The organism is Nannocystis sp. RBIL2, from assembly GCF_026626745.1.
Classification (GTDB): domain Bacteria; phylum Myxococcota_A; class Polyangia; order Nannocystales; family Nannocystaceae; genus Nannocystis.
Genome location: NZ_JAPNJW010000001.1, coordinates 4,987,390 through 5,007,650 on the forward strand (window position 1 = coordinate 4,987,390; position 20,261 = coordinate 5,007,650).

Genomic DNA, 20,261 nt, shown 5'->3' on the forward strand with positions numbered 1-20,261 from the left:
GGTCGACGCGCCGGCGTTCGCCCGCGCGCGCCGGCTTCAGGGCGACGCCGGCACCTTCTCCCACGCGTCGTACTTGCCCGCCGGCTCCGGGCCTGCGAACACCTGGATGGCGACGAGCGGCTCGGCTCCGTTCTCGAAGCTGACGAGCGCGCCCGGCGGCATGTAGATCGTCGTCCCCGGGCCCACCTCGTGCGATTGGCCGTCGATCGTGAACTTGCCCGCGCCGCTCAGGATGTGGATGTACTCCTCGGTCGGGTCGCGGTGCTCGGGCACCTTACCCCCCGGGGCCATCTCGAGCTTGCCGAGGAACGCGTTCTGGCCCCGCGCGAGCGCCCAGATCTGCGCCGCCCCGCCGCCCTTCTGCCGGTGCTCGGCCTGCGCCAGCGACGTCACCGCCGCCGGCAGCGGCGGCGACTTCGGCGGCTCCGGCTTCGCCACCTCTACCGGCGCCGGCTTTGCCACCTCCGCCGGCGCGCGGTCGCAGCCTGCAGTCATCGCAATCACGAAGAAGATCGCCAGGCCGTCGCGTGACATCGCGCCGCAACGTACATCACGACGCGTGCGCCTCGCAACGGCCCGGCTCAATGGTCATGTTCGACAGGGGCGCTTATGCGGACAGTGCCCGCTCGACGGCTTGCATCACCTCGGGCGCGAGCGGCTCGATCTGCGGTTCGAAGCGGTGCGACACGCGGCCGTCCTTGCCGACCAGGAACTTGGTGAAGTTCCACTTGATCTCGCCGCGCAGGCCCTCGGGCAGCTCCTCGGTCAGGGTGCGGTACAGCGGCGACTTGTCGCCCTTGGCCTTGACCTTCTCGAACAGCGGAAAGTTGACCGAGAACCGCGTCGAGCAGAACTGCTGGATCTCCTCGGGCGAGCCCGGCTCCTGCGCGCCGAAGTCGTTGCACGGGAACCCGAGCACCGAGAAGCCGCGGCCCTTGAAGCTCTGGTGCAGCGCCTCGAGCGCGTGGTACTGCGGCGTCAGCCCGCACTGGGAGGCCGTGTTCACGATCAGGAGCACCTGGCCGCGGTAATCGGCGAGCGAGCGGGTCGCGCCGGCGAGGGTCCGGACTTCGTGGTCGAGCGCGGGGCCTTGCATGGCCGGCACCCTACCACGCCGCCGTCCGCGCGGGGCACTCCCTCGCGTGCGCATGGCCCGACGTGTGGCACGCTCGTGGTCATGTCCGGCGTCCCAGCCCGCGTCCACAACCTCCCGGCCGCGCGCGCTCAGTTCGGCGACCTCATCGGCCGACTCCTGCCCGCCTTCGAGCGCGCCGACCCGCTCGCCGACGCCGCCACCGCCTGGCTCTCTACCTGTCCCGAAGGACATGCCGTTTTCGAGGCCGCGCTGGTCCGGCCCGAGCGCGCCCCCGAGCCCGTCGCTGCCCTGCTCGAGTCGGTCGCCGGCGTGCCCGCGTGGGTCGAGCCGGCCCGCCTCGCGCGCGCCAGCCACCTGTTCTCGCGGGCAGGTGTGGTCGGCGGCTTCGTCCTCGGCCTGCGCTCGCTCGTGCTGGGCTACGCCGCGCCGGCCGGCAACAAGCCGCTGGCCTTCAGCGGTCGCTTGCGCGAGGCCGCCCCGCGTCGCCTCGCCGAGACCGCCCGCTTCGTCACCGCGGTGTGCGAGCCGGGCGGCCTTTTGCCTGGCGGGGAGGGCCGCGCGATCGCCTTGCGCGTGCGCCTCATGCACGCCCAGGTGCGCCGCCTCTTGCTCGCCACCGGCCGCTGGGACCGCGCCGCCTGGGCCGTGCCGATCAACCAGCACGACATGCTCGCCACCGGTCTCCTCTTCAGCCACGTCTACCTCGACGGCCTGCGCCTGCTCGGCCTCCAGATCGCCGCCGACGAGGCCGACGACTACATCCACTTGTGGCGCCTGGCCAGCTGGATCCTCGGCGTCGACGACGAGCTCGTGCCCGACCGCGAGCCGGCCGCGCGGCGCCTGGCCGAGTGCATCTTCCTCACCCAGGGTTCGCCCGACGCTGACTCGCGGGCGCTCACCGCTGCGCTGTTGCAGGCTCCCCTTCAGGCCGCGCGCACCCCGGGCGAGCGTCGCCTCGCCGCCGCGCGCGTGCGCCTCAGCGCCAGCCTTTGCCGCCACCTCGTCGGCCACGGCCTCGCCGACGCGCTCGGCGTCCCGTCCGAGCGCCACCCCTTCTCCGTCCCCCTGCTCGCCTCCGTGTTCGGCGGCCTCGACCGCCTGCGCGCCGCCCTCCCGCCGATCGACGCCTCCGCCGCCGCGCTCGGCCGCCGCTACTGGGACCTCGTCGTCGACGTCGGCATGAACGGCGAGCGCCCGACCTACCCCATGCCCGCCCGCCTCGGCCGCCGCCCCACCGCCGCCTGACTCTTCAGACATATCCTTCGGGATATTCGCATGACATGACCCGAAGGCCATCCCCCACCCGCACGTTCCCCGCCCGTCCCCGTCCGCCCCCATGACGACCCCTCTCGAGCTCCCCGACGCCCGCGTCACCGCAGTCAACGACGCCCCCGTCAGCCCCGAAGGTGACTACGTCCTTTATTGGATGATCGCCTATCGTCGCACTCGCGGCAATCACAGCCTCGATCGCGCCCTCCGCTGGGCCCGCGAGTCGAACAAACCGCTCCTCGTGTTCGAGCCGCTGCGCTGCGACTACCCGTGGGCCTCCGACCGCCTGCACGCCTTCGTCCTCGCCGGCATGCGCGACAACCAGCGCCGCTGCGCCGAGGCCGGCGTCGCCTACTACCCCTACGTCGAGCCGCAGCAGCGAGCCGGCGCCGGCCTGCTCGCCGCTCTGGCCGAGCGCGCCTGCGTGGTCGTCACCGACGACTGGCCGTGCTTCTTCCTCCCGCGCATGGTCGCCGCCGCCGGCAAGCAGCTCGGCGTCCGCCTCGAGCAGGTCGACGGCAACGGCCTCCTGCCGATCCGCGCCCCCGGTCGCGTCTTCCCCACCGCCTTCGCCTTCCGCCGCTACCTGCAATCGATCTTTATCAAACACCTCGACGCGGGGCCCCGCGCCGACCCGTTCGCGCGCCTACGCTTGGCCGCGCTGCCCTCGTTGCCGGCGGCCGTCACCCGCCGCTGGCCGGCGCAGATTCCCGACGACCTCTCGTCATTGCCCATCGATCACACGGTCGCCCCGGCAGGCCGCGGCGGCAGCGTCGCCGGCCACGAGCGCCTCGCCGCCTTCCTCGGCGACACCCTCGCCGGTTACGAGACCAGCCACAACACCCTCGACGAGCACGGCACCAGCGGCCTCTCGCCGTACCTTCACTTCGGCCACCTCGGCGCCCACGAGGTCTTTGATGCGATCATGCGTCGGGTCGGCTGGAGCGTGGAGAAGCTCAAGAAGAACGCCGGCGGCAAGCGCCACGGCTTCTGGGGCGTCGCCCAGGACACCGAGGCCTTCCTCGACCAGCTCGTCACCTGGCGCGAGCTCGGCTTCAACATGTGCACCTACCGCGACGACTACGCCGAATACGACAGCCTGCCCGGCTGGGCCCGCAAGACCCTCGCCGACCACGCCGACGACCCGCGCCCGCACCTCTACACAGTCGACCAGCTGGAAACCGCCGCCACCGCGGACCCGCTGTGGAACGCCGCCCAGACCCAGCTCGTGCGCGACGGCGTGATCACCAACTATTTGCGCATGCTGTGGGGCAAGAAGATCCTCGAGTGGAGCCCCAGCCCGCAGCAAGCCCTGGCCTGCCTGCTCCGCCTCAACGATCGCTACGCCCTCGACGGCCGCGACCCCAACTCCTACACCAACATCCTGTGGATCTTCGGCCGCTACGACCGCCCCTGGGGCCCCGAGCGCCCGATCTTCGGCAAGGTCCGCTACATGAGCAGCGACAACACCGCCCGCAAGATGCCGACCCGCGACTACCTCCGCCGCTACGGCAGCTGACCGCCGCCGCTCGCCGCGATCCCGAGCGGCTTCCTGACTCACGCCATGGGTCACCGCGCCGGAGCGTGTGCATCGCCGGCGCGAGCGCGCGAGAACCATTCGCCGCACGGGCCGCGACCAGCCGCATGCCGCCGCCCTCGCCGCCCCTGCGGGCGCGTCACACCACCCACGACTGCACGGACATGCCCTTCAGCGCATGTCCCCTGCATCATGCTCGATGGAACATGCCCCTTCGGTCACTCGCAGGCGACCGTCACTCGCTCGGCCTCGCCGACGATCTCCGGCGGCGCCCCGCTGGTGCACACAGTCACGCTCGGCGCCCCTTCGTCGATCGTCACGATCACGCGCTCGGCGGTCAGCCGCGACGCCTCGACGTACGCCATATCGGCGGCCGCGACCGCCAGCTCCGGCCCGGTGCCGGCCAGCATCACGTTGCTCGCGTCGCGCGCGACCACGTTCGCCACGACCTGCGTCAGCTCGCTCGCCTCGACCACGCTCGTCAGCTCGGCCTCGATCGCCAGCGCCTCGCTCGCCCCGTGCACGCGCACCACTGCGCGGTCGGTCGCGAACACCCCGCTCAGCGCCGGCACCTCCAGAGTCACCGTCGGGATCACCTTCAGCTCTTGCAGCAGGTTCGGGTTGGCCGCGATGGACAGCAGCCCATCCCCATGGACTTCAGTAAAGAGCCGTGAGAGCGCATTCGCGTCGCCGGTCACGCGCAGCGTCACGTCGGCCTCCGGGTCGAGCTCCGGGCGCACCGTCACGGTCACCTCGAAGTCGTCGAACACCTCGATCTGCCAGAACGGCGGCACGGTGCGCACCGTCTCCTGGGGCACCCCGTCGCCCTTCAGCTCACAGCCCGCCAGCAGCGCGAGCGTTGCGATCGTCCTGCGCACGGCTGGCACCCTAGCGCGTCCGGGCCCTCGCCGCGCGCGCGATGTCTCCGTGCGGAAGCGCCCGCCGCCCGCCACGGCAGGCGTGGACGGCTTCCCGGCGCGCGTGGCAGCATCCTGCGATGGTCTCCGTCTCGCGCTCCCTGCTCCTCACCTCGCTCGTCCTCGCCGCCTGCGGCGACTCGCAAGGCAGCACCGCCGCCACCGCCACCGAGTCGACCGGCGAGGCCACCGGGAGCAGCGAGGCGAGCAGCGGCAGCGAGGCCACCAGCGCGCCGACCACCACCGAGGCCCCGCCGACCACCGGCAGCACCAGCGAGGCCGGCGAGGACGTGCGGCCCAACTGGCACCAGGACATCGCCCCGCTGGTCACCGCCAGCTGTCAGAGCTGCCACGTCTCCGGCGGGATCGCCCCGTTCGCGCTGATGACCTACGAGGAAGCCAAGCCGTGGGCCGGCGTCATGGCCACCGACGTCGCCCAGGGCCTCATGCCGCCGTGGCACGCCCTCGAGACCGACGAGTGCGCGCCGCCGCTGCCCTACCTGCACGACCCGCGGCTATCGGATGACCAAAAGGACATGTTCCAGCGGTGGGCCGATCTGGGCGCGCCCGCAGGCGACCCCGCGCTCGCCGCCCCGCTGCCGCCGCCGCCCTCGCTCGACCTCGCGGACCCGACCAAGTCGGTCACGATGACCACCCCGCTGACCGTCGACAGGGTCGGCAATACGACCGACTTCTTCCACTGCCTCAGCCTCGACCCCGGCAACGACGCGCCGGTGTACGTCGACGGGATCCAGGTGCTCGCCGGCAACCCGAAGATCGTGCATCACGTCCTGATCTACGTCGACGCCGGCGCCGACTCTGCGAGCTGGCCCGGCGGCGTCAAGCAGAACTGCGGCGGCGGGGCCGGCATCGGCAACGCGCAGCTGATCGGCGGCTGGGTCCCGGGCGGCATGCCGATGGTCGCGCCCGCGGGCGTGACGACCGAGCTGCCGGCCGGCGCGCGGCTGATCCTCAACGTCCACTACCACGCCACCGGCGGCGGCCCCGAGGAGGACAGCGCCACCGGCCTGGCCCTGCGCTGGAGCGACACCGCGGCCGAGTGGTCGACCTTCTTCACCCTCATCGGCGCCCCCGGCGTCGGCGATTCGCTGAACGGCCCGCTGATGATCCCCGCCGGCGAGGCGGCCCACGTCGAGGAGTACGAGTACGTGGTCCCGAACAACATCCCCGCGTTCGCCGACGTGCGCGTCTGGACCGTCCTCAACCACATGCACAAGGTCGGCGTCGACATGCGCGTGTGGGTCGAGAACGCCAGCGGCGAGACGTGCCTGCTGCACACGCCCAAGTGGGACTTCAACTGGCAGCGCTCCTATCAATACGACGCGCCGATCACCGAGAGCTTCCGCGTCCGCGCCGGCGACCGCGTCCGCCTGCGTTGCGTCTACAACAACACGATGTCGAACCCCGGCGTGGTCGAGATGCTGGCCGAGGCCGGCCTCGCCTCCCCGGTCGATGTCGGCCTCGGCGAAGGCACCCTCGACGAGATGTGCCTGACGGGCGTCGGCGTGGCGATCAAGGGCAGCCTCTGAGGGCTTCTCGCGGAGGGAAGTGCCACGCGGACTTTGCCATGCGAAGACCGGGGCGTGTCGCTTCGCAAATTGCCGACTGCGCCTCGCGGGGGGCCCGGGGAAGGGGCGGCTGCAGCCGTGAGAAGCCGACCCGCCGTCGTGGGCTTCGATGACGGACCTCTCCGGGAGCAGGCCGTGGGGCGCCTGTTCGACGGCCAGGCCTGGCCGCCGAACAGACGCCATTTCACGTCCTTCACGGCGGCTCCTCTTAGCGAAGAAGACCTCGCGGCGACCTCTCGCTTCACTTCATGCATGCGCCCGTATCCTCGTCGCCCCGACGAGGCTCGGGCGCTCGGTTGTTCCCCGCTGCGAGGGGCCAGTCTTCTGAACCCCGGGTGACGCCGAGGCGAGGGCTGTCGGCGGCAGCTCGAGATTGCCCAGAGGTGGGGGCTGCGGGGAGTCGGAAATTCCGCAGCGTTCGGGCGTAGTGGTGACCGGGCCGGCCGGCCACGTGACGCTCGCGCGAATGCACATCCGCGGCGACGCGACGGGCGTCGCTGCGCCTTGCGGCGCCGGTCGGAGTGGCGGTATGGAAGCGAATGCGAAGCCCCGTCTTGCTGGTTGCTGCATTCGCGCTGCTCGGCTGCCCTCAACCCCCTCCCGACGGGCTCTCTCCGGAGACGATGACGACCGGGAGCGGGGCCTCGACTGGAACGACCGCGGGGACGGATCCCACGGGTACCGGGGAGCCGACGACGAGTACGGGGGCGCTGACGACGGGCACTGGAGGCGACAGCACGTCGACGACCGGCGCGGGCGAGACCGAGACCACGACCGACACCGGAGACCCGGCCGAGCCGATCGCGGAGGAGCCGATCGGGTACGCGGCGCTCGAGGGCGGGACCCACGGTGGCGCAGGCGGGCCGACGGTCGTCGTGGCGACGTACGACGAGCTGAGGAGCGCGGCCGAGGATTCGGACTACCCCCTGATCATCAAAGTCTCGGGGACGATCGTCGGCGAGGAGCAGATCTACGTCCGCTCCAACAAGACGATCCTCGGGCTGCCGGGCTCGAAGCTGCAGGGCGTCGGGCTGCGGCTGTCCGAGGTGAATAACGTGATCCTGCGCAACCTGACGATCGAGGAGGTCATCGCCGACCTCGGGAACGGCGACCAGGACGCGATCACCCTGAAGTACGGCACGCACCACGTGTGGATCGACCACTGCGACCTGCGCGCTCAGCCGCCCGGCGAATCGTTCGTGGTCGACGGCAACGAGGAGTACTACGACGGGCTGATCGACATCACGCGCGGGTGCGACTTCGTCACGGTGTCGTGGACGAAGTTCACCGACAGCTGGAAGGCGATGCTGGTCGGGGGCGGCCCGGAGGAGATCGAGAACATCGGCAAGCAGCACCTGACGATGTACAATAACTACTTCCTCGACTGCCTCGAGCGCGGGCCGTACGTCGGGCTGAGCGAGGCTCACGTGTTCAATAATTACACGCGGGTGACCCGACTGACCGGGCACATCGGCAACGGAGTGGCGCTGCGCGACAACGCGCGGGTCCGGGTCGACAACTGCTACTTCGATCACACCTTGGTCGATGACGAAGGGATGAGCCCGTCGTTGCCGATCGTCACTGGCTACTCGAGCTCGGTCGGCGGGCCGGGGCGCGTCACCAACGCGGACAGCAATATCTTCGTCAACACCGTCGAGCCGCACATCGATGGTCCGCCGGACGACTTCGTGCCGCCGTACGATTATTCACCGATCCCGGCGGAGGAGGTGCCCGCGGCGGTGCTGGCCGGGGCGGGCGCGACTCTGCCGATCGAATAGCGGCAGGTGTTCGGCCAGCGCGCACCTCGGCGGCCCCTCCGGCCGCCCACGACCACTCGAAACACAATCGGGGGCTCGCTTGCCGCGGCCGCTCGGTTCGCGCGAACTGTGCGCGGCGCTCCCCTTCACCGGTCGCGCTTCGCCTGCCGTCTCGCGCCTGCGGGCCACCCGTGGCAAGATCGCGCCCCATGCTCTCGCTCGCCGGCCTTCACGTCCTCGTCACCGGCGGCAGCCGTGGCATCGGCGCCGCCGTCTGTCGCCGGTTCGCCGCTGCCGGCGCAGTCGTCCTCGTCCACTACCGCGACCGCCACGACGTCGCCGAGTCCCTGCTGACCGAGCTGCGCGCCGTCCACGACGTCTCACACCTGCGCTTCGCCGCCGACCTCGCCGACCCGACCCAGGTCGACGCCATGTTCGAGCACGTCGCGCGCGAGTGGGGCCGGCTCGACTGCCTCGTCAACAACGCCGGCGTGTGGGAGGCGGACGAGCTGTCGCGCTTCGACCTCGACGTCTATCGCCGCACCATGGACGTCAACGTCCTCGGCCCCTTCCTCGCCGTCGCTCGCGCCTTGCCGCTGCTGCGCCTGTCCCAAAGGGCATCCATCGTCAACGTCACCTCCACCGCCGGGCAGCGCGGCGAGGCCGACTACAGCCCCTACGCGGCGTCCAAGGGCGCCCTGATCTCCGCCACCAAGTCGTGGGCCGTCGAGCTGGCCCCGGCGATCCGCGTCAACAGCGTCGCGCCCGGCTGGGTCGACACCGACATGACCGCCGGCCCGCTGCGCCACGACCTCGACGCGCGCGCCCGCATCGAGAGCCAGATCCCCCTGCGCCGCGTCGCCACCGCCGACGACATCGCCGCCCCGATCGCCTTCCTCGCCTCCGACATGGCGCGCCACATCACCGGCGAGATCCTCAACGTCAACGGCGGCAGCGTCCTGTGCGGCTGAGCCCCGCTGCCTCGGTCCGATCAGCAGGCCGCTGATCGAGCACACAGCTGCGGGATGCGGAGATTCGCCCGGTCGCGCAGGCCGGGCGAGACGCTCGACAGCGAACCCGATGCTCACGAGAATCGCCGCTCGTCGCAATCGCCGACCGCTCGCACATCCGGACCTCGCCGAGCCTTCGGCGTCGTGCGAGATGAAGCCGTTCACCATTGACAAGCTGCGCGCGCTCCTCGAACAATCCGACGCATGAGCCCACCGATCTCGCGGCGCGGCATATTGCGGGGAACTCTCGGCGGCACCACCGTCCTCGTCGGCGAGAGCTGCGCCCCGAAAATCGTCAGCGAGCGCGCCGAGGCTCCTGCTGCGGCCTCCCCCGGCACCGCCCCCGACTCCCCCGCGCAAAAGCTCGAGCTCACCGTCAACGGCGCCGCCAGGTCGTTCGACGTCGACCCCGAGCGCACCGTCCTCGAGCTCGTGAGGAGCGACCTCGGCCTCACTGGTTGCAAGGAGAGCTGCGGTCACGGGGCGTGCGGCGCTTGCAGCATCCTCCTCGACGACGTCCCCGTCGCCGCCTGCCTGCTCCCCGCCGTCGCGCTGCACCGCCGGCGCCTCACCACCGTCGAGGGCCTCGCTCCGGCCGGCGAGCTGCACCCGGTCCAGCGCGCCTTCATGGCCGAGGACGCCCTGCAGTGCGGTTTTTGCACCCCCGGCTTCGTCATCGCCGCCAGCGCCTTTTACACCCGCTGGCGGGCCGAGCACGGCAACCAGGAGCCTGACCGCGACACCGTCGCCGCCGCGCTGGCCGGCAACCTGTGCCGCTGCGCCGCCTACGACGGCATCATCCGAGCTGTCCAAAAGGCCAGCTCCGGCGCCTACGAAAAGCCGCTCGGCCCCGAGCCCGCGGCCCCGCGCCACGACGCCCGCGACAAGGTCACCGGCGCCGCCAAGTACACCGTCGACGTCCAGCTGCCCGACCAGCTCGAGGGCAAGATCTTGCGCTCCCCGCACGCCCACGCGCGCGTGCGCAAGGTCGACTGGTCGAAGGCCCTCGCGCTGCCCGGCGTGTTCGGGGCCGTCGACCTGCTGCACGGCGGCACCACGATCCGCTTCGCCGGCCAGGAGATCCTCGCCATCGCCGCAGTCGACGCGCGCACCGCCGAGGCCGCGCTCGCGGCCGTCGAGCTCGACCTCGAGGTCCTGCCCGCGCTGATCGGCATGGACGCCGCGCGGGCCGACGGCGCGCCACCCGTCTACCCGACCCGCAACACCCGCAAGTCGGCCCCCAACGCCAGCGAGGGCCCGCTGCTGCCGCTCGGCTGGGACGGCAACCTGCGCGGCCCGTTCAAGCTGTTCAGCACCGCCAAGCACAAGGCCCGCCGCGCCGTCGACAAGCTGCGCGAAAAACCAGCCGAGGGCGTCCTCGTCGAAGGGACCTACAAGACCCAGGTCCAGTGCCACTCGGCCCTCGAGCCGCACGCCTGCGTCGCCCACTGGACCGCCGCCGACGCGGTCACGGTCCACCTCTCGACCCAGTCGGTCCACGCCGTCGCCGAGGACATCGCCCAGCGCTGGGGCCTGCGCCGCGACCACGTCCGCGTGCTCGCGCAGTACATCGGCGGCGGCTTCGGCGGCAAGGCCACGCTGCAGCTCGAGTGCGTGGCCGCAGTCGAGCTCGCGCGGATCACCGGCAAGCCGGTGCGAGTGGTGCTCGAGCGGCGCGAGGAGCTGACGACGGGCGGCCTGCGCCCGGCGCAGGAGATCGAGCTGGCCCTGGCGACCGACCGCGACGGCTACCTGCAAGGCGTCACCGCGCGCGCCTTCGCCGACGCCGGCTGCGGCGTCGGTTCGAACAGCACCGTGCTGCTGCGCCTCATGTACGCCAAGGCGCCGAAGGATATCGCCGACTGGGACGTCGTCAACCACGCCCCGCCCGGCAAGCCGTTCCGCGGCCCCGGCGGCCCGCCGGTGTTCTGGGCCCTCGAGCAGGCCGTCGACGTCGCCGCCGAGCGCCTGAAGCTCGACCCGATCCTCCTGCGCAAGCGCTTCGACCCCAACCCCGCGCGCAACCGCCTGTACGACTGGGCCCTGTCCTTGAAGACATGGCGCGAAAGACAGCCCGCGCAGAGCGACCGCGGCCGCTATCGCCGCGGCATGGGCCTCGCCGTCGGCGGGTGGTTCTATTTCGTCCAGCCGAGCGCGCGCCTGCAGATCGACGCCGGCCCCGACGGCATCGTCGCCTCGACCGCCTGCCAGGACATCGGCAACGGCACCCGCACCGTGATCGCCGAGACCGTCGCCTCCGTCCTCGGCATCGCCCCCGCCGACGTGAAGGTGCAGATCGGCGACTCCTCGCTGGTCCCCGGGCCGATGACCGGCGGCAGCCGCACCACCGCCTCGCTGGTCCCGGCCGCGATCATGGCCGCCGAACAACTGCGCGACGAGCTGCTGGAGCGCGCCGAACAGCTCCTCGGCGTCAAGGGCGTGGCCGTCCCCGGCGGCGTCCGTCACCCGCGCGGCGTCGTCACCTGGCAGCAACTGCTGGCCGGCTCGCCGCCGCTGCGCTTCGTCGGCACGCGCAAGCGCGACCAGGGCGGCTACTTCCTGCCGCCGATCGCCGACATCGCCCCCGGTCGCTACGTCGCCGGCTCCCTGCAGATCATCGAGGTCGAGGTCGACACCCGGCTCGGGCGGATCCGCGTGCTCCGCTCGCGCACCGGCATCGCCGCCGGCCACATCGTCGCGCCCGCGCTGGCCCGCAACCAGGCCCTGGGCGGCGTGATCCAGGGCATCGGCTACGCCCTCTACGAGGAGCGCCGCCTCGACCCAAAGACCGGCGCCCTCCTCACCGGCGGCCTCGAGGACTACCGGATCCCCGGCATCGGCGACATCGGCGAGCTCGACGTCCACTTCGTCGAGGACGGCTACGAGCGCGTCAACGGCCGCAGCGTCGGCCTCGCCGAGCTCGTCACCCTCGCCCCCGCCGCCGCGATCGGCAACGCAGTCGCCCACGCCACCGGCTTCCGCCCGCGCGAGCTCCCGCTCCGCCCCGACCGCGTCCTGCAAGGACTCCGCGGATGATTCTCATGCGCCTGCTCCAAGGAGAACGCGGATGACCTCGCTCGAGCTCCCCACCTCCCTCGACGCCGCGCTCGGTCGCAGCGGCGAACCGCGCGCCGGCGGCACCGACCTCACCGAGCGGCGCAAGCTACACCTGTCCAAAGGGACAGTCGTCGACCTGCGCGACGTCCCCGGCCTCGACGCCATCACCTGGCGCGAAGGACAGCTCCACCTCGGCGCCCTCGTCACCCTCGCGGCGGTCGCCGAGCACCCGGATGTGCGCGCCCGCTACCCGGCCGTCGCCGCCACCGCGGCCACCATCGCGACCCCGCAGATCCGCGCGCGCGCGACCGTCGGCGGCAACCTCCTCCAGCACGTCCGCTGCTGGTACTACCGCCGTCCCGGCGCCGACTGCCTCAAGAGCGGCGGCAGCGGCTGCCCCGCCCGCACCGGCGACCACCTGTTCCACGCCTGCTTCGACCTCGGCCCCTGCGTCGCGCCGCACCCGTCGTCGCTCGCCACCGCGCTGCTCGCCCACGATGTCCGCGTCGAGGTCGCCGGCGACCGCGAGCACACCCTCGCCAGCCTCTACGGCGACGCCTCCGACGCGCGCCGCCAGCACATGCTCCCGCCCGGCGCCCTGCTCACCGGCGTCGGCCTCGGCCCGCCGCTGGCCGCCGAGCAGGCCGCCTACGTGCGCGCGACCAGCCGCGCCCGCGCCGAGTGGCCGCTCGTCGAGGTCGTCGCCCGCCTCGTGGTCGCGGGCGACCAGCTGCAGACCGCGCGGATCACCGTCGGCGGCGTGGCCAACCTGCCGCTCCGCCTCGGCGCAGTCGAGGCCCTGCTCGTCGGCAAGCCCGCCAGGCCCGAGACGCTCGCCGCCGCCGCCGCAGTCGCAACCGACGGCGCCAAGCCGCTCGCGGGCACCGCCTACAAGCTCGACCTCCTCCGCGGCGCGGTCCTCGACGCGCTCGAGCGCGCCCTCGCCCAGCCCCCCACCCAGGCCGCGCCGCCGGCCGCAACCCCGGCCCCGACCTGACCTGAAGGACAGCCCATGCAACTGTGCCGCCACCTGCGCTGGAAGGGCCACTCGCACGACGCCGCCGAGCTGGCCGAATTCCAGCTGACCTTCGCCCGCAACCAGGTGCCCTACTCGTGTCTGCACACCTGCCAGCCGTGGGGCCCCGACGACGAGCTCGCCGCCCCCGAGGCCTGCAACGACAGCCGCCCCTGCTACAAGCCGTCGCCGCTGGTCAACCTGCGCCTGAGCTGACGCGCACGCATACGCAGAGAGGGACTCGAGCCCTCACGCCCACGGCAAGCCCCGATGAGCGAAGCGCCGCGCGACTTCTACACAGACTCGTTTTTTAAAGATGCGCAGGGAGGGACTCGAACCCTCACGCCCCAGTCGGAGCCTGGCCACCTCAAGGCCAGCCGTCTACCAATTCCGTCACCTGCGCGCTTCACGTTTCTCCCCCAAAAATCCGCGGGGCAGGAATCGAACCCGCCTGCGCCGAAGCGCCCCCGGTGTACAGCCGGCTACCTCCCATTGAGGCGTCCCGCGGAGAAACTTCTCCTCACTCACTCGACAAAATGCGCAGGGAGGGACTCGAACCCTCACGCCCCAGCCGGAGCCTGGCCACCTCAAGGCCAGCCGTCTACCAATTCCGTCACCTGCGCTCTTCACGATCTTTTCCCCAAGCATCAAAAGTCCGCGGGGCAGGAATCAAACCCGCCTGCGCCGAAGCGCCCCCGGTGTACAGCCGGCTGCCTCCCATTGAGGCGTCCCGCGGTTGAACTTCTCCCCTCGTCTCTTCCCCTCTCATCATGCACAGGGAGGGACTCGAACCCTCACGCCCCGCTCGGGGCCCGGCGTTCTGAGCGCCGTACGTCTACCAATTCCGCCACCTGCGCGAATCGCTGCTCTGTCTCTCCAAAAAATGAATGCGCAAGGAGGGACTCGAACCCTCACGCCCCGCTCGGGGCCTGGCGTTCTGAGCGCCAGCCGTCTACCAATTCCGTCACCTGCGCGTGTTTCTCCAACAAAAGTCCGCGGGGCAGGGATCGAACCTGCCCGCGCCGAAGCGCCGTCGGGTTACAGCCGACTGCCCCACCATTGAGGCGTCCCGCGGAAATTCTCGCCATCATTCCCCTTCCCAAAATCGATGCGCAGGGAGGGACTCGAACCCTCACGCCCCACTCGGGGCCTGGCGTTCTGAGCGCCAGCCGTCTACCCAATTCCGTCACCTGCGCGTGCGTCTCCGTTCATGCTTCCTTTTAAAAAAGAGTCCGCGGGGCGGGGATCGAACCCGCCTGCGCCGAAGCGCCGTCGGTTTACAGCCGACTGCCTCACCATTGAGGCGTCCCGCGGAAGCGCTCAAAAAAACTCTCCTCGTCAATGCGCAGGGAGGGACTCGAACCCTCACGCCCCTCCCGGGACCCAGCGTTTTGAGTGCCGGTTGTCTACCGAATTCCAGCACCTGCGCGCACTCCAAAAAAGACCTCTCCTCGTCGTCCGTTCATCGTCGTTCGTCGCCGTTCGCCGTATGCAATGCGCAGGGAGGGGCTCGAACCCTCACGCCCGGTGGGCCTGGCGCTCTCGAGGCCAGTTGTCTACCAATTCCAGCACCTGCGCGTATTGTCGTCACTCGTACCCCTCGGGCCTTCCGTGGCCCGAATATGGGGGATCGGGGCAGCGGGATTCGAACCCACGACCTTCTGTGCCCAAGACAGACGCTCTGACCAGGCTGAGCTACGCCCCGAGACGATCATGACGGACCTCGCACGAAAGCCACTGTCACATGCCCATCGCCCGGCAGCGCGATCGAGACATCGATCGAGCTGCACGTGCGCGCGCCGACACGCTCACGCGGAGGTGCAACGATTCGGTTTTCTCCCGCGCTCGTTGCAGCGCTGCCTGCACCCCGACCGGGGCGCCCCTTCACCGGGGTAGATACGGCAGGCGTAGATACGGCGGCGGCGGGACCAACAGCGCGGGGAGCAGCAAGAGCCCCGCCGTACGCGGCTGGCCCTGGAGCATCGACCCGATGATGTGCTGATGGTTCGTCACGACCTTCACCCTGACTCGGTCCGGGGTATGTACAGCATGCCGATTTCCCGGTCAAGTCCCTCGCACGATTTTTTCGCGATCGCCGGACGGTCCCCACAATCGACCCTCCTCGCATCACACCACCGCGAATCCGCGCACCACGCTCCTACCATTGCGCCCTCCGGGTCGATCGATTCCTCCGGCCCCGGAGACGTCCGCGGTCGCCGCCGGCTAGCCTCACCCTCGCGCCCGCGCGCCGCTCGTGTATCCTCGCGCCCGCGTGTCCTCGACCTCGCCGACCTCCTCGGTCCTGCGCCCGCGCCTCCGCGGCGTCGCCGACATCTACGCCGCCGCCCTCGCGGTCCCGGCGGTGGTCGCTTTGGTCGTGTTCGCCCGCGAAGGCGCCGCGACCCTCTCCGCCCTCGTCTACGGCGTCTCGCTGGTCGTCCTGCTGGTCGGTAGCGCGGTCTACCACCTGCCGGGCTGGCCGCTGCGCACCGCGCTGTGGCTGCGCAAGCTCGACCACGCCAACATCTATCTGCTCATCGCCGGCACCGCCACCCCGCTGGCCCTGGCCCTCGACGGCGCCGCCAGCGTGTGGCTGCTGTCGGCCATGTGGCTCGCCGCCGGCCTCGGCATCATCAAGGCCTTCGCCTGGCCCCGCGCACCCCGCAAGCTCAGCGCCGCGCTCTACGTGCTCATGGGCAGCTTCACCCTGCCGACCGCCCCGGTCCTCCGCGCCGCCGCCGACGAAGTGTTCCTGCTGTTCGCCACCGGCGGGTTGCTCTATGTCTTCGGCGCGGTGATCTACGCGCTGCGCTGGCCCAACCCGGCCCCGCTGGTGTTCGGATACCACGAGCTGTTCCACGTCTTCGTGTTCAGCGCCGCCCTGGTCCACTATATGGCGATCTGGGCTCTGGTCACCTGAGCCATCGCGCCGACCCCGCAGGCCGGATCGTCTTCGCGCCCGCCTCTCTGGCACCATGGCCGCGGGTTCGCGCATCGCCTGTCGCGCCCGGCACATGCGAGCAGTCTGCGGCCAATCGCACGATCACGGATTTTTCCAAAGTCTCCACGACCGGAACAGAGCTTGACTACGTCGGAGGATCGGGCCTCTTAGCAAAAGCCTCGTGTCGAACTCGTCTCCGACGGTGCGCGCTCCTGAAGGCGGCGGCCACAGCCCCCGGCTCGGCGCGGGCATGCCGACCGGGTCCACACGGACGACTCAGGTCCCACACGCCCTGCCGGACCCGATCGCGCTCGAGCCGGGCCACGAGATCGGTCGCTTCACCGTCCTCTCGTACCTCGGCGCCGGCGCGATGGGCATCGTCTACGCCGCGTACGATCCGGAGCTCGACCGCAAGGTCGCGCTCAAGGTCCTGCGCCCGCAAGGCCGCCCCGACAGCCACGGTCGCGTGCGCCTCCACGACGAGGCCCAGGCGATGGCCAAGGTCTCGCACCCCAACGTCGCGGTGGTCCACGAGGTCGGCCTGCACGAGGACGGCATCTTCATCGCCATGGAGTTCGTCCGCGGCAGCACGCTCCACGCCTGGCTCGCCAAGCAGCCGCGCGGCTGGACCGAGGTCCTGGGCGCGTTCATCCAGGCCGGCCGCGGCCTCGCTGCGGCCCACGGCGCCGGCCTCGTCCATCGCGACTTCAAGCCCAGCAACGCCATGATCGGCGACGACGGCCGCGTCCGCGTCCTCGACTTCGGCCTGTCTTGCACCCCCGCCAAGGCCAGCCGCGAGGTCGTCGGCACGCCGGCGTACATGCCCCCCGAGCAGTTCCTCGGCCTGCCCGTCGGCCCCGCCTCCGACCAGTTCAGCTTCTGCGCCTCGCTGTACCAGGCGCTGTTCGGCCAGCTGCCGTTCCCCGGCGACAGCACCGACGAGCTGCGCCTCAACATCACCAGCGGCCAGGTGCGCAGCCCGCCGCGCCACGTCCGCGTGCCGTCGCGGCTGTGCGCGGCGATCCTGCGAGGATTGCGACAGGACCCAAAGGACAGGTTCGCCAGCATGGAAGAATTGCTGCGCGACCTCGATCCCGACCGCACCCGCGGCCGTCGCACCTTGATGGGCGCGGTCGCCGGGGCCGCGGTCCTCGGCCTCGGCGGCGGCTACCTCGGCGCGCGCCCGCAGGCGGCCGACCCGTGCAGCGGCGGCGCGGCGCACATCGATCAGGTGTGGAACGCGGACTCGCGAGCGGCGATCGAGCACGCCTTCGACGCGCTGCCGCCCGCGTTCGCCACCAGCTTGTGGCCGCAAGCCCGCCGCGTGCTCGACGACTGGGGCGCCGATTGGCAGCAGAATTACCGCGCGGCCTGCGAGGCCCGCGAGCGCCACGAGTTCTCCGAGGAGCTGGCCCTGCGCAGCGCCGCCTGCCTCGAGCGGGCCCGCGCCGCGCTCGCCTCGGCGGTCGACGTGCTGCGCAAGGCCGACGCCGACGTCGCCCTGCACGCGCTCGAGGTCGCGACCTCGCTGCCCGACCCCGGCGAGTGCCGCAGCAGCGCCAGCCTCGTCGCCCACACCCAGGCCTCGCGCGACATCGGCACCGCAGTGCGCCGCCGCCAGGTCATGGCCGCCCTCGAGGACGTCAAGGTCCACGCGCGCGCCGGTCGGACCGCCGCCGCGAAGGAACTGGCAGACGACGTGATCCGCGAGGCCCACGCGCTCGGCGACCGACCCACGCTCGCCGAGGCGTTCCTCCAGCGCGGCCGCCTCGACCTCGAGGTCGACCCCGCCCGCGCCGAACCATTCCTCGGCCGCGCCTACCTCGTGGCCCTCGGCGCCGGCGAAGACAACCGCGTCGTCGAGGCCCTCGCGCTGCGCCTCTACGCCCGCAGCCACGCCCCCGACGGCCTGCCGCGCGCCTTCGAAGACCTCGACGTAGTCACCGCCATGCTGCCGCGGATCGGCAACCCGCCGAGCCTGCAGGCGCTCGCCTTCAACAACGCCGGCGCGCTCTACCTCACCGTCGGCGACGCCCAACACGGCGAGCCCTACCTGCGCGAATCACTGCGCCTGCGCCGGGCCGCCGGCGAGGACGACGTCGAGGTCGCCAAGACCCTCGGCAACCTCGCCCTGCTGGCGAAAGACCCGGCGCGCGCCCGCGAGCTCGTCGGCGAGGCGCTGCAGATCCTCGAGCACGACCTCGGCGTCGCCCACCCCGAGGCCATGGGTGTCCGGATCCTCGCCGGCGCCCTCGCCCAGGACCCGCAGGACGCCGTCCAGCTGCTCGAGCGCGGCTGCGACGCCCTCGACGAGTACCGCCGCGACGACCTGCGCGCCCGGGCTCAATGCCTGCAGCACCTCGCGGCGCATGCCCGTGACGCCGGCGAGCAGGCGCTCGCCGACGAGGAGATCTCGCGCGCGCGCGCGCTGATCGAGCAGCTGCCGGACGACGACCCGTTTCGCTTCGACAACGCGCTGATTCACGGCTACGCCGGCCTCGCCGACGGTTCGCACGGTCCGGCGCTGACATACCTTTGGCGAACCTTCGACGAGCTGCGCGGCGGGGAATGGTGGCAGCGCCGCAAGGTCGCCGAGATCGAACTCTGCATCGGCCTGCACCTGCTCGCCGTCGGCGACGTCCCGGCGGCCCGGCGCGCGCTCGCGGACAGCGTCGCGATCTTCGAGCAGATCGCGGCCAAGGCCCACGACAACGTGTTGCCGCGCACCCTCGCCGGGGCCCGCCTGAGCCTCGCCGAGGCGCTGAGCGCCGGCTTCGACCCCGAGGGCGCCGCGCATCAGCTCGCCGCCGCCGAATCATGGTACCGTGAGTCCGGGGGCGAATTCGCGTGGCGACTGCCTGCAATCGCCGATAGACGTCAGTGACTGGAGAAAATCATTCGCGGCATCCTCGCACTCGCCGCTGCGAGGCCCGCGCGGCGCCTCCTGGTGCGACGATCATTCGCCGCGGCGCCGTCGCCTTCCCTCTCGTGTGGGGCACAACACAATCGAGGCACTCGGAGGTGTTATGCGACACTGGCGAATCAGCGGCCTTATCGTGGTTCTATCTACCCTCGCCTCGGGGTGCGACGACCCCTCGATCGAGGACACCGAATTTCGCCCCTACAATTGCCCGACCTGGCAGTGTGGCTTCAACTCCGCAGAGGTGAATGGGCGCTCGATCCGCGAGCTCAACCTCGAGGGCCAGGCCAACGGCGAGGGCGTGCGCATCATCGGCTTCGTCGCGCCGCAGGGCCTCCTCGGCAACTTCAAGCTCGACACCGACGGCGACGCGATGGTGGCCCGCAACGAGCAAGGCCAGACCCTGCGCGGCCTCCAGTTGATCGGCTCGATCATCCTCGTCAAGAAGGACGGCCTGCTCGAGCTGCCGGTCCCGCTCACGGTGCTCGGCTATCAGGAGATCGACTCGTGGGCCGCCGGCGCGGCCAAGGTGCCGACCTACGCGCTCGTCTACCCCGACCTCGGCGCCCTGCTCGGCGTGCGCAACGTCTGCAACGGCGACCTGCTCGACGCCCTGGCCAGCGCGGTCACGGTGATCGGCGGCGAGACCTACGATCTGACGCACAAGACAGTCAACGCCGGCCAGACGCGGTGGTTGACGCTCGCCTGCGCGGGCTCGGCGGCCGCCAAGATGCGCCTGATGAACTACGGCCCCCACGCCGACTTCGACGGCGAGGGCCACCCGGCCACGGTGGCACAGCGGCAGGCCACCCTCAAGATGTTGACCGCCGATTACTGCGGCACGGGTCACAGCTACACCGCCAACGGCACCCCGCTGCAGTGGGAGAACCAGGACGGCACGGTCGCCTCGCCCGGCCCCCACGGAGACCTCGAGGCGATCTGGACCGCGACCGGCGCGGTCTGCCTCGACGCCACTCGCCTCCCCGACGCCGACGTCGCGTGCACGCGGCCATCGTGCTCCACCTATACCGGGCCCGCCGGCGAATGGTCGACCTGGGTGCCCGACTGACTCTCATTCCCGCTCGTGCACGCCTGTATTCACGAATGGTCCGACGGCGGCGGCTTCGCACCTCCACCCCTGTCTCGCAGTCCA

Annotated in this window: 15 protein-coding genes and 11 tRNA genes; 11 read left to right on the forward strand and 15 right to left on the reverse strand. The window is 71.3% G+C overall.

Translation table 11 applies throughout. The features are described from left to right. Positions 1–36 precede the first annotated feature (36 nt). Together OV090_RS19755 and OV090_RS19760 are read right to left on the reverse strand one after the other, a co-directional pair. The gene (locus OV090_RS19755) at positions 37–534 is read right to left on the reverse strand and encodes a cupin domain-containing protein (protein WP_267705394.1); all 498 of its coding nucleotides are present in this window, start codon (positions 532–534) and stop codon (positions 37–39) included. 73 nt (positions 535–607) lie between these two features. Then, a complete protein-coding gene (locus OV090_RS19760; protein WP_267705396.1) occupies positions 608–1,096 on the reverse strand; it encodes a glutathione peroxidase in 489 nt (162 codons plus the stop codon). An 81-nt stretch (positions 1,097–1,177) separates the two neighbouring features. Here OV090_RS19760 and OV090_RS19765 point away from each other — a divergent pair, with 81 nt between their 5' ends. Then, positions 1,178–2,341 carry an oxygenase MpaB family protein gene (locus tag OV090_RS19765; protein WP_267705398.1) on the forward strand — a complete coding sequence of 388 codons (1,164 nt, stop codon included), beginning with the start codon at positions 1,178–1,180 and terminating at the stop codon, positions 2,339–2,341. Between the two features lie 91 nt (positions 2,342–2,432). After that, entirely contained in the window at positions 2,433–3,884 is a 1,452-nt protein-coding gene (locus tag OV090_RS19770) for a deoxyribodipyrimidine photolyase (RefSeq protein WP_267705400.1), read from the forward strand. A 236-nt stretch (positions 3,885–4,120) separates the two neighbouring features. On the opposite strand, the gene OV090_RS19775 is transcribed toward OV090_RS19770, so the two are convergent. After that, a complete protein-coding gene (locus tag OV090_RS19775) occupies positions 4,121–4,780 on the reverse strand; it encodes a DUF2807 domain-containing protein (protein ID WP_267705402.1) in 660 nt (219 codons plus the stop codon). A gap of 119 nt (positions 4,781–4,899) precedes the next feature. Here OV090_RS19775 and OV090_RS19780 point away from each other — a divergent pair, with 119 nt between their 5' ends. From OV090_RS19780 to OV090_RS19805, 6 genes are all read left to right on the forward strand, one after another. Then, positions 4,900–6,369 (forward strand): hypothetical protein, encoded by a 1,470-nt coding sequence (locus OV090_RS19780; protein WP_267705405.1) that lies wholly within the window; start codon positions 4,900–4,902, stop codon positions 6,367–6,369. Between the two features lie 662 nt (positions 6,370–7,031). After that, entirely contained in the window at positions 7,032–8,186 is a 1,155-nt protein-coding gene (locus OV090_RS19785; protein WP_267705407.1) for a hypothetical protein, read from the forward strand. A 188-nt stretch (positions 8,187–8,374) separates the two neighbouring features. Then, a complete protein-coding gene (locus tag OV090_RS19790; protein ID WP_267705409.1) occupies positions 8,375–9,136 on the forward strand; it encodes an SDR family oxidoreductase in 762 nt (253 codons plus the stop codon). Positions 9,137–9,379: 243 nt separating this feature from the next. Next, positions 9,380–12,211 (forward strand): molybdopterin-dependent oxidoreductase, encoded by a 2,832-nt coding sequence (locus OV090_RS19795; RefSeq protein WP_267705410.1) that lies wholly within the window; start codon positions 9,380–9,382, stop codon positions 12,209–12,211. A gap of 31 nt (positions 12,212–12,242) precedes the next feature. Then, positions 12,243–13,229, forward strand: a complete 987-nt coding sequence (locus tag OV090_RS19800; protein ID WP_267705411.1) for an FAD binding domain-containing protein — start codon at positions 12,243–12,245, stop codon at positions 13,227–13,229. 15 nt (positions 13,230–13,244) lie between these two features. Further along, positions 13,245–13,463 (forward strand): hypothetical protein, encoded by a 219-nt coding sequence (locus OV090_RS19805; protein WP_267705412.1) that lies wholly within the window; start codon positions 13,245–13,247, stop codon positions 13,461–13,463. Between the two features lie 101 nt (positions 13,464–13,564). On the opposite strand, the gene OV090_RS19810 is transcribed toward OV090_RS19805, so the two are convergent. From OV090_RS19810 to OV090_RS19865, 12 genes are all read right to left on the reverse strand, one after another. Next, positions 13,565–13,650: transfer RNA gene (locus tag OV090_RS19810), tRNA-Leu, on the reverse strand. 23 nt (positions 13,651–13,673) lie between these two features. Then, a tRNA-Tyr gene (locus OV090_RS19815) sits at positions 13,674–13,755 on the reverse strand. Between the two features lie 29 nt (positions 13,756–13,784). Then, a tRNA-Leu gene (locus OV090_RS19820) sits at positions 13,785–13,870 on the reverse strand. Positions 13,871–13,901: 31 nt separating this feature from the next. Then, positions 13,902–13,983: transfer RNA gene (locus tag OV090_RS19825), tRNA-Tyr, on the reverse strand. Between the two features lie 35 nt (positions 13,984–14,018). Beyond that, positions 14,019–14,104: transfer RNA gene (locus OV090_RS19830), tRNA-Leu, on the reverse strand. A gap of 31 nt (positions 14,105–14,135) precedes the next feature. Then, positions 14,136–14,221, reverse strand: a tRNA-Leu gene (locus OV090_RS19835). Between the two features lie 18 nt (positions 14,222–14,239). Continuing rightward, a tRNA-Tyr gene (locus tag OV090_RS19840) sits at positions 14,240–14,322 on the reverse strand. 34 nt (positions 14,323–14,356) lie between these two features. After that, a tRNA-Leu gene (locus OV090_RS19845) sits at positions 14,357–14,443 on the reverse strand. Positions 14,444–14,478: 35 nt separating this feature from the next. Beyond that, positions 14,479–14,561, reverse strand: a tRNA-Tyr gene (locus tag OV090_RS19850). Positions 14,562–14,589: 28 nt separating this feature from the next. Further along, positions 14,590–14,676, reverse strand: a tRNA-Leu gene (locus OV090_RS19855). Between the two features lie 201 nt (positions 14,677–14,877). Further along, a tRNA-Pro gene (locus tag OV090_RS19860) sits at positions 14,878–14,952 on the reverse strand. Between the two features lie 179 nt (positions 14,953–15,131). Next, positions 15,132–15,260, reverse strand: a complete 129-nt coding sequence (locus OV090_RS19865) for a hypothetical protein (RefSeq protein WP_267705414.1) — start codon at positions 15,258–15,260, stop codon at positions 15,132–15,134. A 259-nt stretch (positions 15,261–15,519) separates the two neighbouring features. On the opposite strand from OV090_RS19865, the gene OV090_RS19870 reads away from it, so the two are divergent. From OV090_RS19870 to OV090_RS19880, 3 genes are all read left to right on the forward strand, one after another. Beyond that, on the forward strand, positions 15,520–16,167 hold the full coding sequence (locus OV090_RS19870) for a hemolysin III family protein (RefSeq protein ID WP_267705416.1): 648 nt from the start codon (positions 15,520–15,522) through the stop codon (positions 16,165–16,167). 202 nt (positions 16,168–16,369) lie between these two features. Then, positions 16,370–19,072 carry a serine/threonine-protein kinase gene (locus tag OV090_RS19875; RefSeq protein ID WP_267705417.1) on the forward strand — a complete coding sequence of 901 codons (2,703 nt, stop codon included), beginning with the start codon at positions 16,370–16,372 and terminating at the stop codon, positions 19,070–19,072. 172 nt (positions 19,073–19,244) lie between these two features. Further along, positions 19,245–20,177, forward strand: coding sequence for an ADYC domain-containing protein (locus OV090_RS19880; protein ID WP_267705418.1), 933 nt, complete (start codon positions 19,245–19,247; stop codon positions 20,175–20,177). Positions 20,178–20,261 lie beyond the last annotated feature (84 nt).